General features: G+C 69.9%; 12 protein-coding genes. 8 read left to right on the top strand and 4 right to left on the bottom strand.

From position 1 onward, the window contains the following. Positions 1–40 precede the first annotated feature (40 nt). The 3 genes from ACFSCV_RS09250 to ACFSCV_RS09240 all read right to left on the bottom strand — a co-directional run bounded on the left by ACFSCV_RS09250 (position 41) and on the right by ACFSCV_RS09240 (position 3,620). Entirely contained in the window at positions 41–1,108 is a 1,068-nt protein-coding gene (locus ACFSCV_RS09250; RefSeq protein WP_378799176.1) for a PhoH family protein, read from the bottom strand. Next, the gene (gene miaB, locus ACFSCV_RS09245) at positions 1,105–2,496 is read right to left on the bottom strand and encodes a tRNA (N6-isopentenyl adenosine(37)-C2)-methylthiotransferase MiaB (protein ID WP_378799174.1); all 1,392 of its coding nucleotides are present in this window, start codon (positions 2,494–2,496) and stop codon (positions 1,105–1,107) included. Before miaB ends, ACFSCV_RS09250 begins: the two co-directional genes overlap by 4 nt. A gap of 716 nt (positions 2,497–3,212) precedes the next feature. Further along, on the bottom strand, positions 3,213–3,620 hold the full coding sequence (locus ACFSCV_RS09240; RefSeq protein WP_378799172.1) for a dihydrofolate reductase family protein: 408 nt from the start codon (positions 3,618–3,620) through the stop codon (positions 3,213–3,215). 214 nt (positions 3,621–3,834) lie between these two features. On the opposite strand from ACFSCV_RS09240, the gene rimP reads away from it, so the two are divergent. From rimP to pnp, 8 genes are all read left to right on the top strand, one after another. Continuing rightward, positions 3,835–4,566: a ribosome maturation factor RimP gene (rimP, locus tag ACFSCV_RS09235; RefSeq protein WP_378799170.1), complete on the top strand. Its 732-nt coding sequence runs from the start codon at positions 3,835–3,837 to the stop codon at positions 4,564–4,566. A 5-nt stretch (positions 4,567–4,571) separates the two neighbouring features. Continuing rightward, positions 4,572–6,185, top strand: a complete 1,614-nt coding sequence (nusA, locus tag ACFSCV_RS09230) for a transcription termination factor NusA (protein ID WP_378799168.1) — start codon at positions 4,572–4,574, stop codon at positions 6,183–6,185. An 11-nt stretch (positions 6,186–6,196) separates the two neighbouring features. Beyond that, a complete protein-coding gene (locus ACFSCV_RS09225; protein WP_378799166.1) occupies positions 6,197–6,883 on the top strand; it encodes an RNA-binding protein in 687 nt (228 codons plus the stop codon). Beyond that, entirely contained in the window at positions 6,880–9,570 is a 2,691-nt protein-coding gene (gene infB, locus ACFSCV_RS09220; protein WP_378799164.1) for a translation initiation factor IF-2, read from the top strand. The genes ACFSCV_RS09225 and infB overlap by 4 nt, the downstream gene beginning before the upstream one ends. 654 nt (positions 9,571–10,224) lie before the next feature. After that, a complete protein-coding gene (rbfA, locus tag ACFSCV_RS09215) occupies positions 10,225–10,602 on the top strand; it encodes a 30S ribosome-binding factor RbfA (RefSeq protein WP_378799321.1) in 378 nt (125 codons plus the stop codon). Then, positions 10,599–11,525 carry a tRNA pseudouridine(55) synthase TruB gene (gene truB / locus ACFSCV_RS09210; RefSeq protein ID WP_378799162.1) on the top strand — a complete coding sequence of 309 codons (927 nt, stop codon included), beginning with the start codon at positions 10,599–10,601 and terminating at the stop codon, positions 11,523–11,525. The genes rbfA and truB overlap by 4 nt, the downstream gene beginning before the upstream one ends. A 44-nt stretch (positions 11,526–11,569) precedes the next feature. After that, the gene (rpsO, locus tag ACFSCV_RS09205) at positions 11,570–11,839 is read left to right on the top strand and encodes a 30S ribosomal protein S15 (RefSeq protein ID WP_378799160.1); all 270 of its coding nucleotides are present in this window, start codon (positions 11,570–11,572) and stop codon (positions 11,837–11,839) included. Positions 11,840–12,278: 439 nt separating this feature from the next. Beyond that, positions 12,279–14,501 (top strand): polyribonucleotide nucleotidyltransferase, encoded by a 2,223-nt coding sequence (pnp, locus tag ACFSCV_RS09200; protein ID WP_378799158.1) that lies wholly within the window; start codon positions 12,279–12,281, stop codon positions 14,499–14,501. Positions 14,502–14,596: 95 nt separating this feature from the next. On the opposite strand, the gene ACFSCV_RS09195 is transcribed toward pnp, so the two are convergent. Then, complete coding sequence (locus ACFSCV_RS09195; RefSeq protein WP_378799156.1) at positions 14,597–15,733, bottom strand: zinc-binding metallopeptidase family protein; 1,137 nt, start codon at positions 15,731–15,733, stop codon at positions 14,597–14,599. Positions 15,734–15,773 lie beyond the last annotated feature (40 nt).

Here is a 15,773-nt window from a genome sequence, read left to right as displayed (position 1 = left end):
GGCGCGTAGAGCGCCTAGTTCGGTCCGGGTTCATCTCGCGTCAAACCTCCGGCGTGTTGTGCGCGCCCTCGTAGGCGCGGACGATCCGGGCGACGAGCTCGTGGCGGACGACGTCGGCGGAGCTGAAGCGCGTCACGCCGATGCCCTCGACATGCTCGAGCAGCCCGACCGCCTCCGCGAGGCCCGAGACCTGGCCGGGCGGAAGATCGATCTGGGTCGGGTCGCCGGTGATGATCATGCGGCTGTTCTCGCCGAGGCGCGTGAGGAACATCTTCATCTGCATCGACGAGGTGTTCTGCGCCTCGTCGAGCAGCACGACGGCGTTCGTCAGCGTGCGGCCGCGCATGAAGGCGAGCGGCGCGATCTCGATCACGCCGGACGTGATGCCGCGCTCGACCTTCTCGGCCGGCATCACGTCGTAGAGCGCGTCGTAGAGCGGGCGCAGATAGGGGTCGACCTTGTCCTTCATGTCGCCGGGCAGGAAGCCGAGGCGCTCGCCGGCCTCGACCGCCGGACGGGACAGGATGATGCGGTCGGCCTCGCCGCGCTCGATCAGCGCGGCGGCCCAGGCGACGGCGATGTAGGTCTTGCCGGTGCCGGCCGGGCCGGTGGCGAACACCAGTTCGTGCTTGCCGAGCGAGCGGATGTAGGCGTCCTGCGCCGCGGTGCGGGCGACGATGGTCTTCTTGCGCGTGCCGACCTGCGCGAAGCCGGGGCGGGGCCCCGCGGTGCCGTCGGTCGGGAAAAGCTGGCCCTGGCTCGCCGCCATGCGGATGGCGCCGTCCACGTCGCCGAGCGCGACGGCCTCGCCGCGCCTGACCCGGTCGTAGAGGCCTTCGAGCACCTTGCGGGCCTGGGCGCAGGCCTCCGCCGGGCCGCGCAGCGCGACATGGTTGCCGCGCACCGTGGCCTCGACGCCGAGCCGCCGCTCGAGAAAGGCGAGGTTCTGGTCGTGGCTGCCGAACAGGCTGGAGGCGTGGCGGTTGTCGTCGAAGGCGATGGTCACGTCGGCCGGGGCCGCGTCCTGGCGGAGCGCGCCGGGCTTGCGGGGGGCGGAGGTCACGTTCTTCAGCGGGTCGAACCCGCGCACCGTCGTTTCCGCGCTCAAGCGGCCGCCTCCGGATTGAAAGGTAGGTCATCCGCCCGTTCCGCGGGGGTCCGCAGAGCGGCGAACAGGCTGTTGGCGCCGACGTCGGTGACGACGGCGCTGACCACGTCCCCGATCGCCGCGCCCGGCGCGACGATCTGAACCGGCTGGAGGTAAGGCGAGCGGCCGGCGAGCTGTCCCGGGTGGCGGCCGGGTCGGTCGAGCAGCACGTCGATCCGGCGGCCGACCAGCGAGCGGGCGAACTCCGCCTGCTGCGCGGCGATCAGCGCCTGCAGCCGCCGCAGCCGCTCGTCCTTGACCGGCTCGGGGACCTGGCCGTCCATGTCGGCCGCGGGCGTGCCCGGACGCGGGCTGTACTTGAAGGTGAAGGCGCTGGCGTAGCCGGCCTCGCGGGCGATCGCGAGCGTCGCCTCGAAGTCGGCGTCGGTCTCGCCGGGGAAGCCGACGATGAAGTCGCCGGACAGCGCGAGGTCCGGCCGGGCGGCGCGGATGCGCCCGATCAGCCGGAGGTACTCGTCGGCGGTGTGCTTGCGGTTCATGGCCGCGAGCACCCGGTCGGAGCCGGACTGCACCGGCAGGTGCAGGTAGGGCATCAGCTTCGCCAGATCGCGGTGGGCGGCGATGAGCTCGTCGTCCATGTCGCGCGGGTGGCTGGTGGTGTAGCGCAGCCGGGCGAGGCCCTCGATCTCGGCGAGCTCGTACATCAGCCGGGCGAGCGACCAGGACCGCCCGTCCGGCCCTTCGCCGTGATAGGCGTCGACGTTCTGGCCGAGCAGCGTCACCTCGCGCACGCCGGCCGCGACCAGCCGCTCGGTCTCGGCGACGATCTGCGAGACGGGGCGCGAGCTTTCCGCGCCGCGGGTGTAGGGCACCACGCAGAAGGTGCAGAACTTGTCGCAGCCTTCCTGCACGGTGACGAAGGCGGTGACGCCGCGGCCGCGGATCGCCTTGGGGGCGGGCGCGGCCAGACGGTCGAACTTGTCCTCGACTGCGAATTCGGTGTCGACGGGCCGGCGACCCTCAGCGGCCTCGCGCAGCAGCTCGGGCAGGCGGTGGTAGCTCTGGGGGCCGACCACGAGGTCGACCACCGGCGCGCGCTTCAGGATCTCGGCGCCTTCGGCCTGCGCGACGCAGCCGGCGACCGCGACCTTCGGGCTGCGGCCGGTCTCCTGCTTCATCTTCCGGATGCGGCCGAGCTCCGAATAGACCTTTTCGGCCGCCTTCTCGCGGATGTGGCAGGTGTTCAGGATGATGAGGTCGGCGTCCTCGGCCGATCCCGCCGCGACATAGCCCTGCGGCGCAAGGGCGTCGGCCATGCGCTCGGCGTCGTAGACGTTCATCTGACAGCCGTAGGACTTCACGAACAGTTTGGGCGGGCTGGCTGTCATTCGGACGTGTCGGTCACGTGGCTTTCGGGTGCTCCTCGCGCGAAGCTTCGCCTCAATCCTTACCGCGAAACCGCCCGCGAGAGAATAGCGCCGACGCGCAACACGCGCGTGCGCCATTGGTCGACTCGCGCGCCGCGCCCGCTCTCGCCGCCAGGGCTCAGCCATCGCAGGCGTCCACGGCTTAAGGCTCCCCCGCGCGGAAACGCGTTCCGCGAGGGGCGGAAGCGTGTCTGTCGGGGCGTGTGGTCGGGACGGGGTGAGTATCGGACGGATGGAGGCGCGGGAACGCCGCAACGTCGATGCTTTGGATTGAGTGAGGGACGCTGCGGCGCCCCGCGCACGGTTTTCGGCAAGTCGAGACGCTCTGGCCACGCCCCGGTCGTAGTGCCGGGGGTTTGACGTGTTGCCGACGGACCATTCGCGATCCGTCCCTCGAACAGGTTCCCGGGACAGGGAAGCCGGTCCCCCCTGGCGCAGGCTCCGCCCCCCTCCCGCGCCGGCGGACGGCCCGCCGACGCCTCCATGGTTGGGAGGAGGCGGGAAAAGCGTGGCTCAGGACACGCGGAATGTCAAGAAAATAATCCTATAACTGCCGGCGTCGCGATCGCTCTTCTTGTCCCGGCCTTGAGCCGGGACCCAGAGCGTCAGGACGTGCGGAAGAGGGCGCGGGCATGACGGCGGAGGTGTCGGCGCGGGCTCGCCGGCGATCGCCGCCGCTAGAGAACCGCGCCGCCGGCCAGCAGCCAGGCCGGGTCGAACCAGCGGTCGGCCGGCCCGTCATAGGGCAGGCGGTTGATGTCCCAGTGCCGGATGTACGGCGCGTAGGCGCCCCAGGCGACCGGGCCGCCGCCGACATAGACCACCCGGTCGGGAAAGCGGGCCAGCACCTCGCGCGGGTCCATCGTGCGGTCGGTGACGAACAGCGTGCGGTCGCCGCGCGCGAACTCCGGTATGGCCTCGATGGTCTTGCGGCCCGCGACGAGCACATGGCCGCGGGTGATGTCGAAGAAGCGGGCGACGTCCTCGACGAAGGGCGCGCGGGGGTCGCCCTCCCACGGCAGCACGCCGTTGAGGCCCATCTGGCCGCGAAGGCCGATGGCGCAGATCGAGCGGACGTCGGGCATAAGGGAGACCTCGGGCTGGCGGCGACGCGACCGGGTCTAGCGCGGCGGCGTCCGGCGGGTCAAAGATCGGCCCGGCGCGGCCGCGACCTTGCGGTTCCGCGGCGAGGCGCGTATATCCCTTGCATCCAATGACATCGTCGACTGGCTCGATGAGCCCTTCGAGGTGGGTCCCTACGGGGCCCGCTCCATGCCCGCTTAAAGTTTTCAGGTATCAATGGCCGACGGCATCGCGACCGAGATCGACAGCCCCCTCGACGAACCCCGCCTCGTGACCGAGAGCGGCGTCGACGCGCGCGTGGCGGCGATCGTCGGGCCGACGCTGATCGACCTCGGCTTCCGGGTCGTGCGGGTGAAGTCGTCCGGCCGCGACGGCTACACGCTGCAGATCATGGCGGAGCGCGCCGACGGCACCTTCACGGTCGAGGACTGCGAGGTCGCGTCCAAGGCGATCTCGCCGGTGCTCGACGTCGAGGATCCGATCGACCGCGCCTACCATCTCGAACTGTCGTCGCCGGGCATCGACCGGCCGCTGGTCAGGGTGTCGGACTTCGCGCGCTGGGCCGGCCATCTCGCCAAGGTCGAGATGGAGGTCCCGGTCGAGGGCCGCAAGCGCTTCAAGGGCGTGCTCGAGGGCGTCGAGGGGACGGACGCGATCCTGCGCCGCGACGACGCCGGCAAGGACGAGCCGGCTCGGGTCCGGCTGCCGATCGCCGACGTCGGTGAGGCGCGGCTGATCCTCACCGACGAGCTGATCCGCGAGGCGCTGCGCCGGGCCAAGGCCGCCGGCCGCGCGCCCGAGGACGCCGACGAGGACATCGAACAGACCGACGACGGCGCGCCGTCGCCGGAGCAGGACGTCGCGGCGACGGGCGGGAAGCCGGCCCGGCGCTGGGGTGGAACCACGAAAGGGAGCGGCCCGAAGGCCGGCCCGAAGGGACGGAGGTGACGTCAATGGCGGTCAGCGCCAACCGGCTCGAGCTTCTGCAGATCGCGGAAGCCGTCGCCCGCGAGAAGGTGATCGACAAGGGCATCGTGCTCGAGGCGATGGAGGACGCGATCCAGAAGGCCGCGCGCTCGCGCTACGGCCAGGAGACCGAGATCCGCGCCGAGATCAACCCGAAGTCGGGCGACATCCGGCTGTCGCGCCTGATGCTCGTGGTCGACCAGGTCGAGAACGACAACATCGAGATCGCCGTCGAGGACGCGCGCAAGCGCAACCCGGCCGCGCAGCCCGGCGACTACATCGCCGACACGCTGCCGCCGTTCGATTTCGGCCGCATCGCCGCGCAGTCCGCCAAGCAGGTGATCGTGCAGAAGGTGCGCGACGCCGAGCGCGACCGCCAGTACCAGGAGTACAAGGACCGCATCGGCGACATCGTCAACGGTCTGGTGAAGCGCGTCGAATACGGCAACGTGATCGTCGATCTCGGCCGCGGCGAGGCGATCGTGCGCCGCGACGAGCTGCTGCCGCGCGAGCTGTTCCGCCCCGGCGACCGCGTCCGCGCCTATGTCTACGACGTCCGCCGCGAGCCGCGCGGGCCGCAGATCTTCCTGTCGCGCACCCATCCGCAGTTCATGGCGAAGCTGTTCGCCCAGGAAGTGCCGGAAATCTACGACGGCGTCATCGAGGTGAAGGCGGTCGCCCGCGATCCGGGCTCGCGCGCCAAGATCGCCGTGATCTCGCGCGACAGCTCGATCGACCCTGTCGGCGCCTGCGTCGGCATGCGCGGCTCGCGCGTGCAGGCGGTGGTGCAGGAGCTTCAGGGCGAGAAGATCGACATCATCCCCTGGTCGTTCGACAACGCCACTTTCATCGTCAACGCGCTGCAGCCGGCCGAGGTCGTCAAGGTCGTGCTCGACGAGGACACCAACAAGATCGAGGTGGTCGTCCCCGACGACCAGCTCTCGCTCGCGATCGGCCGCCGCGGCCAGAACGTCCGCCTCGCCTCGCAGCTCACCGGCTGGGACATCGACATCCTGACGGAGGCCGAGGAGAGCGAGCGGCGGCAGAAGGAGTTCCTGAGCCGCACGCAGGAGTTCATGAACGCGCTCGACGTCGACGAGACGCTCGGCCAGTTGCTGGCGGCGGAAGGCTTCACCTCGGTCGAGGAGATCGCCTATGTGGAGCTCTCGGAGCTGTCCACGATCGAGGGCTTCGACGAGGACACCGCGACCGAGATCCAGCGCCGCGCGCAGGACTACCTCGCCCGCATTGAGGCGGAGCACGACGCCAAGCGCGTCGAGCTCGGCGTTGAGGACGCACTCAAGGAGGTTCCGGGCGTCACCACCGCGATGCTGGTGGCCTTCGGCGAGAACGACATCAAGACGGTCGAGGATCTCGCGGGCTGCGCGACCGACGACCTGATCGGCTGGATCGACCGCTCGGGCCCCGAGCCGCGCCGCGAGGCCGGCGCGCTCGACGGCTTCGACGTGTCGCGCGACGAGGCCGAGGCGATGATCATGCAGGCCCGCGTGAAGGCCGGCTGGATCGACGAGGCCGACCTCGCGCAGCCTGAGGCCGCCGTGGAGGACGAGGACGCCGCTTCGGAACCCGCGCGGGTCTGACGGCGTCGTCGGTGGCGGAGCGTGAGGACGATCGCAAGGCGCCGGAGCGCACCTGCGTCGCGACGCGCCGGGCGCTGCCGGCCGACGACCTCATCCGCTTCGTCCGGGCGCCGGACGGGGCGGTGACGCCGGACCTGAAGCGCGAGCTTCCGGGCCGCGGCGTCTGGGTCACGGCGACCGCGGAGGCGGTGCGCCTCGCGGTGAAACGCAAGGCGATCGCGCGCGGCTTCAAGGAGCCCGCGACGGTCGATCCCGCTCTTCCCGAGCGGGTGGATGAGCTGATGGAGCGCCATGCGCTCGCGATGCTCGGCTTCGCCCAGAAGGCGGGCCGGGTGATCTGCGGCTTCGCGAAGGTCGAGGCGGCGCTCCGCGACGAGCCCGTCATCGCCCTCGTCGAGGCCGAGGACGGGGGCGCCGACGGCGTCCGCAAGCTGGGCCAGGCCCTCGCGCGCCACGGAAAGGCGTCCGAGGTCAGGGTCGTAAGAACGTTCCGCTCCGCCCAATTGGACTTGGCGTTGGGGCGGTCGAATGTGGTACATGCAGCGCTGCTCGCAGGCCCGGTCAGCGCCGCCTTCCTCGCACGATGCGACGCGCTCGTGCGCTACAGAGGCGTGAACGGCGAAGGGCCCGACCCCGCAGACGCTGCGGGGCCGACGAGACGAGGCGCGGGCGAGCCCGCAGGAACGGACAGGGCATGACGGATACGAAGAATACGGGTGACAAGACGCTGACCGCCTCGCCGAAGACGCTGAGCCTGAAGCGTCCGGCGGAGTCCGGCGTCGTGCGCCAGAGCTTCAGCCACGGACGCACGAACGCCGTGGTGGTCGAGAAGGTCAAGCGTCGGGTGGTCGGGCCCGGCGAGGCGAAGCCTGCGCCCGCCGCGAGCGCCCCGCCCGCGGCTCCCCGTCCGACGCCGCCTGCGGCTCCCGCCGCGCCCCAGCGCCCAGCCCAGCCGGCGCGCCCGAACGTCGGCGCCCGTCCCGGCTCCGGCATGGTGCTGCGTACGCTGACCTCCGACGAGATGGGCGCCCGCGCCCAGGCGCTCGCCGGCGCCCGCGTCCGCGAGGCCGAAGACCGCAAGAAGGCCGAGGAAGAGGCGCGCGCGCGCATCATCCGGGAAGCGAACGAGGAGCGCGAGCGCCTCGCCGCCGAAGCCCGCAAGCGCGAGGAAGACGCCCGCCGCCAGCAGGAGGACGAGGCCAAGCGTCGCGCCGAGGCCGAGGCGTCGAAGCGTCTCGGCGAGGAGGCGGCCGCGGCGGCTTCCGCGTCGCCCGCGCCGTCGTCGTCCGCTCCGAGCTCCGCTCCGTCGTCCCCGTCGTCCGCGCCGCGCCGTCCGAGCGCGCCGTCGTCGGCCGCGCCCGGCATGCGTCGCCCGACCAGCGCGCCGGAATCCGAGGAGCCCGCGCGCGCCGCGCCGCGCCGCCTGGGCGCCGCGCCGTCGCGTCCCGCCGTTCCGGCGAAGCCCGAGCGCACCAAGGCCGCTCCGACGAAGGAGCGCGGCCGCCTCACCATCGCGACCGCCACGGGCGCGACCGGCGAGGACCGCACCCGCTCCGTCGCCTCCTACCGTCGCCGCGTCCAGCGCATGTCGGGCAAGGGGCATCAGGAGCCCAAGGAGAAGCTGGCCCGCGAAGTGGTTATTCCCGAGACGATCACCGTTCAGGAACTCGCGAACCGCATGTCGGAGCGCGCGGTCGACGTGGTGCGCCTGCTGATGAAGCAGGGCGTCATGAAGAAGATCAACGAGCTGATCGACGCCGACACCGCGCAGCTCATCGCGGAGGAGCTCGGCCACACCGTCAAGCGGGTCGCCGAGTCCGACGTCGAGGAAGGCCTGTTCGACGTCGCCGACGTGGAGGGCGAGGCTCTGCCGCGTCCGCCGGTGGTCACCATCATGGGCCATGTCGACCACGGCAAGACGTCGCTGCTCGACGCCATCCGCCACACCGCTGTGGTGAAGGGCGAGGCCGGCGGCATCACCCAGCACATCGGCGCCTATCAGGTGACCTCGCCGCTCGGCGGCAAGATCACCTTCATCGACACGCCGGGCCACGCCGCGTTCACCGCGATGCGCCAGCGCGGCGCGCGCGCGACCGACATCGTGGTGCTGGTGGTGGCCGCCGACGACGGCGTCATGCCGCAGACGGCGGAGGCCATCAACCACGCCCGCGCGGCCGGCGTTCCGATCATCGTGGCGATCAACAAGATCGACAAGCCGGACGCCAAGCCGGACAAGGTGCGCAGCGAACTGCTGCAGTACGAGATCCAGGTCGAGTCGCTGGGCGGCGAGACGCTCGAGGTCGAGGTTTCGGCCAAGGAGAGGCTCAACCTCGACAAGCTGCTCGAGGTCATCCAGCTGCAGTCCGAAATCCTCGATCTCAAGGCCAATCCGGACCGTCCGGCCGAGGGCATCGTGATCGAGGCCAAGCTCGACCGCGGCCGCGGTCCGGTCGCAACCGTGCTGGTCCAGCGCGGCACGCTGAAGCAGAGCGACATCGTCGTCGCCGGCTCGGAATGGGGCCGCGTGCGCGCCCTGATCGACGATCAGGGCGCTACGGTTCCCGAGGCGGGTCCGTCCACGCCGGTCGAGATCCTCGGCTTCAACGGCGCGCCGGAGGCGGGCGACCGTCTCGCGGTGGTCGAGAACGAGGCCCGCGCCCGCGAGATCGCCGACTACCGCACGCGCCAGAAGCGCGAGCAGGCGGCCGCGCGCGCCACGGTGCGCGTCTCCGGTCTCGAGGAGATGATGTCGCAGATCAAGACGGCGGGCCGCAAGGAGCTGCCGCTCGTGATCAAGGGCGACGTGCAGGGCTCGGTCGAGGCGATCGTGCAGGCGCTCGAGAAGGTCGGCAACGACGAGGTCGGGGTGCGCGTGCTGCTCTCCGGCGCCGGCGGCGTGACCGAGAGCGACGTGATCCTCGCGGCGGCCTCCAAGGCGGCGGTGCTCGGCTTCAACGTCCGCGCGCTGAAGGAGGCGCGCGACGCCGCCGACCGCACCGGCACCGAGATCCGCTACTACAACATCATCTACGATCTGGTGGACGACATTAAGTCCACCATGTCCGGGATGCTGTCGCCGGAGCGGCGCGAGGACTTCCTCGGCAACGCCGAGATCCGCGAGATCTTCGCGGTGTCCAAGGTCGGCAAGATCGCCGGCTGCCTCGTCACCGAGGGCGTGGTGCAGAAGGGCGCGAGCGTGCGCCTCATCCGCGACAACGTCGTCATCCACGAGGGCAAGCTCGCGACGCTCAAGCGCTTCAAGGACGACGTCCAGGAAATCCGCGCCGGCACCGAATGCGGCATGTCGTTCGAGAACTACCAGGACATGCGCGCCGGCGACGTGATCGAGTGCTACCGCGTCACGGAAGTGAAGCGCACGCTCTAAGCGCGTCCGACGTTCGAACCGTTTGCGACCCGCGGCTCACGCCGCGGGTCGTTCGTTTATCCGCTCACGGCCGGTCCGATCCCGGCCCTGACGGCGTAGCCGGCCCATCCGGCCGCCGCATAGGCGCACGAGGAAGAATGTCTCACGTCATCGGCCGCGGGCCGAATTCACCTTCACGCCATTATTTGGCGACGTCGCTTGTGGCGACCGTTTCCTTCTGCTTGGCGGCGTCGCCTGTTGCGGCTGAAGTCTGCGACAAGAGCTTGGGAGCGCCATGGGCGCTCGGCTTCGCCACAGGGTTTACCGTTCTGGGCGCGTTGGCGGCGGCTGGCCTGGGCTGGCTATGGCCGAGCTATGTCGCAAGCGTCCTTCTCCTCGTCTTCGGTCAACTCTGGTTCTGGAATTTCTTCACCAGCGACCAAGTCGCTCATGCCGAGTTACGGGAGGGCTGCGAGCCGTTGGCTTCGCTTGTGCTTCTCGGTGGAGCTGCCCTCGTTCTTGTTCTTGGTCGATCCGCCAAAAAGCTCCGGCGCCAAGGCGGCCGTCGATAACCATGTCCGCGTGAGCCGCGCCCGTGTTTTGTGGCGCAACGCGCCCACTCTGGAGATTAAAGTGTCCCGTTCTTCCCAGGGCTCCAAAGCCCCGTCGCAGCGCATGCTTCGCGTGGGCGAGCTCGTGCGCCATGCGCTGGCCGACGTGCTCCAGCGCGGCGAGGTGATGGACCCCGTGCTGGAGAAGCACGTCATCACCGTGCCCGAGGTCCGCATGACGCCGGACCTCAAGCTCGCCACCGCCTATGTCATGCCGCTCGGCGGCAAGGACGTGGCCAAGGTGCTGAAGGCGCTCGAGGCCAACCGCAAGCAGATCCGCATGCTGGTGGTGAGCCGCCTCGCGCTGAAGTCCGCGCCGGACATCCGCTTCCGCGAGGACGAGAGCTTCGCCGAAGGCGCCCGCATCGACGCGCTGCTGCGCTCGCCGGAGGTTTCCCGCGATCTCGACGCCGACGGCGGGTCCGAGGGCGACGACCGATGAGCCGCCGCAAGAAGGGCCTCGACATCTCCGGCTGGCTGGTGCTCGACAAGCCGGTGGGCGTCACCTCCACACATGCGGTGTCGAAGTCGCGCTGGATCTTCCAGGCGAAGAAGGCGGGCCACGCCGGCACGCTCGACCCGCTCGCTTCCGGCATCCTGCCAATCGCCTTCGGCGAGGCCACCAAGACGGTGCCCTTCGTCATGGACGGGCGGAAGATCTACCGATTCGAGGTGACGTGGGGGGGCGAGACCAACACCGACGACACCGAGGGCGAGACGGTCGCGACCTCCGACGCGCGGCCGTCGCGCGAGGCGATCCTCGCGCTGCTGCCGTCGTTCCGCGGCGTGATCGAGCAGGTTCCGCCCCAGTTCTCCGCGATCAAGATCGACGGCCAGCGCGCCTACGACCTCGCCCGCGACGGCGAGGAGGTGGAGCTCGCGGCGCGCACGATCGAGGTGCACCGGCTCGACCTGATCGAGGCGGACGCCGACAAGGCGGTGTTCGAGGCGGAGACCGGCAAGGGCGCCTATGTGCGCGCGCTCGCCCGCGACATGGGACGGGCGCTCGGAACGCGGGGCCATGTGACGGCGCTGCGGCGGACGGCCGTCGGCGGCTTCACCGAGGAAGACGCGATTTCGCTGGACGAACTGGAGCGTTTGCGACAGGGTGCCGGCGGCGAGCAGGAGCTCGCGGAATGCCTCCTTCCGGTTGAGACGGCGCTGGACGACATCCCGGCGCTCGCCGTCAGTCAGGCGGAGGCGGCACGGCTGCTCAACGGGCAGCCCGTGCTGCTGCGCGGACGGGATGCCCCGACCTATCAGGGCTCTGTCTCCGTGACGGCCGGCGGCGCGTTGATCGCGCTCGCCGAGATCGAACGCGGCGAACTCCATCCCCGACGCATTTTCCACCTCGACCGGGCGTGACGTCCGGCCGGGATCCGACAGTTGATCGAACCAGAGAGACCCCGATGTCGATCACCGCTGAACGCAAGAAAGAAATCGTGGCGCAGTACGCCACCAAGCCCGGCGACACCGGTTCGCCGGAAGTGCAGGTCGCCGTGCTCACCGAGCGCATCGCCAACCTGACCGGCCACTTCAAGAGCCACGCCAAGGACAACCATTCCCGCCGCGGCCTTCTGAAGATGGTGAGCGCGCGCCGCTCGCTGCTGGACTATGTGAAGTCCAAGGACGTCGCTCGCTACCAGAGCCTGATCGAGCGTCTCGGCATCCGCCGCTGACGCTTCGCTTCGACGGCCGCGCAGAACCGCGGCCGTCATGCCCGGCCCTTCGGCCGGGCATCCACGACTTGAGCGTGGAGCGCCGGAGGCGAAGTCGTGGACGCCCGCGAAGGCGGGCATGACGGCGCTGTAGGCGCAGAGGCTGCGGTCCGATCCGCGGCCCAATCGTAAGACAAGGCCGTCGGCGCAATGGGGCGCCGGCGCCATGCAAGCAAAGGGATCCGGGAGGCCATCGGGCCCCGGACGCCATGGGGCAGGATCGCAGGGCGCTTCTGCGACGTCCGACGTTTCGGACGCCGCACAGCCGGAAAGGTCGACGCGAGGTCCGACGTTCGGACCGCGCTGGCCCGGAGGCTTGGGAGCAAGCGTCGCGCCGTCTTGCCCGTGGCTTTCAGACTGCCCGACGGCTGTCCCGGTCCTATGACCGCTAGGACAGAGAATGTTTGAGATTCATCGCGAGAAGATCGAATGGGCCGGCCGCACGCTGACGCTTGAGACGGGCCACGTCGCCCGCCAGGCCGACGGCGCCGTGCTCGTCACCTATGGCGAGACCACCGTGCTCGCTACCGCAGTCTCGGCCAAGGCGCCGAAGGCCGGCGTCGACTTCTTCCCGCTGACGGTGAACTACACCGAGAAGTACTACGCCGCGGGCCGCATCCCCGGCGGCTACTTCAAGCGCGAGCGCGGCCCGACCGAGAAGGACACGCTCACCTCCCGCCTGATCGACCGTCCGATCCGCCCGCTGTTCGCGGACGGCTACAAGAACGACACCCAGGTCGTCGTCACGGTCCTCTCCTACGACCTCGAGAACGACCCCGACATCGTCGGCATGATCGGCGCCTCCGCCGCGCTGACGCTCTCGGGCGTTCCCTTCATGGGCCCGATCGGCGGCGCCCGCGTCGGCTACATCGACGGCGAATACGTGCTGAACCCGGTGCAGGACCGCATGGAGGGCTCGGCGCTCGACCTCGTGGTCGCCGGCACCCAGGACGCCGTGCTGATGGTCGAGTCGGAAGCCAAGGAGCTGTCCGAGGAGGTCATGCTCGGCGCCGTGATGTTCGGCCACAAGGGCTTCCAGCCCGTGATCGACGCCATCATCCGCCTGGCCGAGAAGGCCGCCAAGGAGCCGCGCGACCATCAGGTCGAGGACGTCTCCGATCTTGAGAACAAGCTGCGCGCGCTGGTCGAGGCCGACCTCCGCGAGGCTTACAAGATCAAGAAGAAGCAGGATCGCTACGAGGCCGTCGGCGCCGCCAAGAAGAAGGCGCTCGCCGCCCTCTCCGGCGAGGGCGTCGAGAACCCGGTCGATCCGCTGAAGCTCGGCGCGGTGTTCAAGGAGCTCGAGGCCAAGATCGTCCGCTGGGGCATCCTGGACGACAAGATCCGCATCGACGGCCGCGACCTGACCACCGTCCGTCCGATCCTCGCGGAAGTGGGCGTGCTGCCCCGCACCCACGGTTCGGCCATCTTCACCCGCGGCGAGACGCAGGCCCTCGTGGTCGCGACCCTCGGCACCGGCGAGGACGAGCAGTTCATCGACTCGCTCGGCGGCACCTACAAGGAGCGCTTCCTGCTCCACTACAACTTCCCGCCCTATTCGGTGGGCGAGACCGGTCGCATGGGCGCGCCCGGCCGTCGTGAAGTCGGCCACGGCAAGCTCGCCTGGCGCGCGATCCACCCGATGCTGCCGAAGGCGGACGAGTTCCCCTACACGCTGCGCATCGTGTCCGAGATCACCGAGTCCAACGGCTCGTCGTCGATGGCCTCCGTCTGCGGCGCCTCGCTTTCGGCCATGGACGCCGGCGTGCCGCTGAAGCGGCCGGTGGCGGGCATCGCCATGGGTCTGATCCTCGAGGACGAGAAGTTCGCCGTGCTCTCCGACATCCTCGGCGACGAGGACCATCTCGGCGACATGGACTTCAAGGTGGCCGGCACCGAGCAGGGCGTCACCGCGCTGCAGATGGACATCAAGATCGCCGGCATCACCGAGGAGATCATGAAGGTCGCCCTCGCCCAGGCGAAGGACGGCCGTCTCGGTATCCTCGGCGAGATGTCCAAGGCGATCGCGGCGGGCCGCACCGAGCTCGGCGAATACGCGCCGCGCATCGAGGTCATCAAGATCCCGACCGACAAGATCCGCGAAGTGATCGGCACCGGCGGCAAGGTCATCCGCGAGATCGTGGAGAAGACCGGCGCCAAGGTGAACATCGAGGACGACGGCACCGTGAAGGTGGCCTCCAGCGACGGCAAGGCGATCACCGCCGCGCTGAACTGGATCAAGTCGATCGCCTCCGATCCGGAAGTCGGCGTGATCTATGACGGCACGGTCGTGAAGGTGGTCGAGTTCGGCGCCTTCGTGAACTTCTTCGGCGCCAAGGACGGCCTCGTCCACGTGTCGCAGATCAGCCGCGAGCGCGTCGCCAAGGTCTCCGACGTCCTCAAGGAGGGCGACAAGGTCAAGGTGAAGCTCATGGGCTTCGACGACCGCGGCAAGACCCGCCTCTCCATGAAGGTCGTCGACCAGACCACGGGCGAGGACCTCGAGGGCAAGGCCTCCGAAGGCGGCGAGGCGGCGGCTCCGGCCGAGGCCTCCGAAGGCGGCGAGGAGCGTTCCGGCGGTCGCCGCGGCGGTCGTCGCCGTCGCGAGGAAGCGGCCGAGTGAGGCTCGCGCTCACGCGGGACTGAAAATGCGAAAGGCGGCCTCCGGGCCGCCTTTCTTTTTGCGCGTCGTCCGTCGCGTTCCCGCCCGCGCGATGGTCAGGCGCTCAGGCGTTCCGGCCCGGCCTGCTGCTGCGGGACCGCCGTCGCCTCGCCGGTCGCTTCCGAGGCCGTGCCGACCTTGCCGTGGACGAGGTCATGAATGAAGCCGAGCTTCGCGATCACCGGCTCCGACAGCACGAACGGGTAGGCGTCCGCGAGGCCCATCGAGCGGTTGAGCGCGTTCAGCGCCGACGACAGCGCGAGCCAGGACTCGCTGATCTCGCGGATCGGCGTCCTGGCCGAGAAGGCGTTGAAGTCGATCTCCGCGGTCAGCAGGTCCTCGCGGTCGACGCGCGGATCGACCTTGAAGCCCCACGACCGGCCGGTGTCGAGCGTGTCGGTGATGTGGAGGTAATGCGCCCAGGTCTCCGCGAAGTCCTCCCACGGGTGGGCCGCGGCGTAATGCGAGACGAACTCGTTCTGCCAGCCGGGCTTCGGGCCGTTGGCGTAATGCGCCTGCAGCGCCTGGTCGTAATCCTGGCTGTCGTCGCCGAACACCGCGCGGCACTGTTCGAGCGCGCCGCCGTCGCGGACCAGACGGTCCCAGTACCAGTGGCCGACCTCGTGCCGGAAATGGCCGAGCAGGGTCCGGTAGGGTTCGCTCATGGAGGTGCGGCGGCTCTCGCGCTCGGCGTCGTCGGCTTCGGCCAGCGCGATGGTGATCAGGCCGTCGTCATGGCCGGTCATCACGTGCTGCGCGCTGTTGGGATCGTTGCTGAGAAACTGGAAGCCGAGCCCCTCCGGGTGCTCGGCGCGGGTCTGGAGCGGCAGGTTGAGCCGCAGCAGCGAATAGAACAGCCGGCGCTTCGCCACCTCCATCTTCTGCCAGAGGGCGAGATTGTTGCCCTCCGCAACGTTCGGGACCGTCAGGTTGTGGCGGCAGGTCTGGCAGAACGCGTCCGGACCGTCCGCCGGCACGAGCCAGTTGCAGACGCCGTGCTCATAGTTCGCGCAGTAGCGCCACGGCCGGTCGTCGGCCTTGGCGCCGACCGAGCGCCATGCGCCGTCGGCCTGCTCGAGCGCCAGCATCTGGTTCGACCCGGCTTCGTAGCCGAGCGCGTGGTTGCAGCGCTCGCAAACGACGTTCTCGAAGAACACGACATGCCGGCAGGAGGGGCAGGAGAACAGTTTCATGGGGTCGATCCTCGAAGCCGCTCGCGGCGGCGTGCGCGAC

The organism is Methylopila henanensis (genome assembly GCF_042681025.1).
Taxonomy (GTDB): Bacteria; Pseudomonadota; Alphaproteobacteria; order Rhizobiales; family Methylopilaceae; genus Methylopila; species Methylopila henanensis.
Note: the sequence above shows the minus strand (reverse complement) of the source record. Positions and strands in the feature narration are given on the sequence as shown.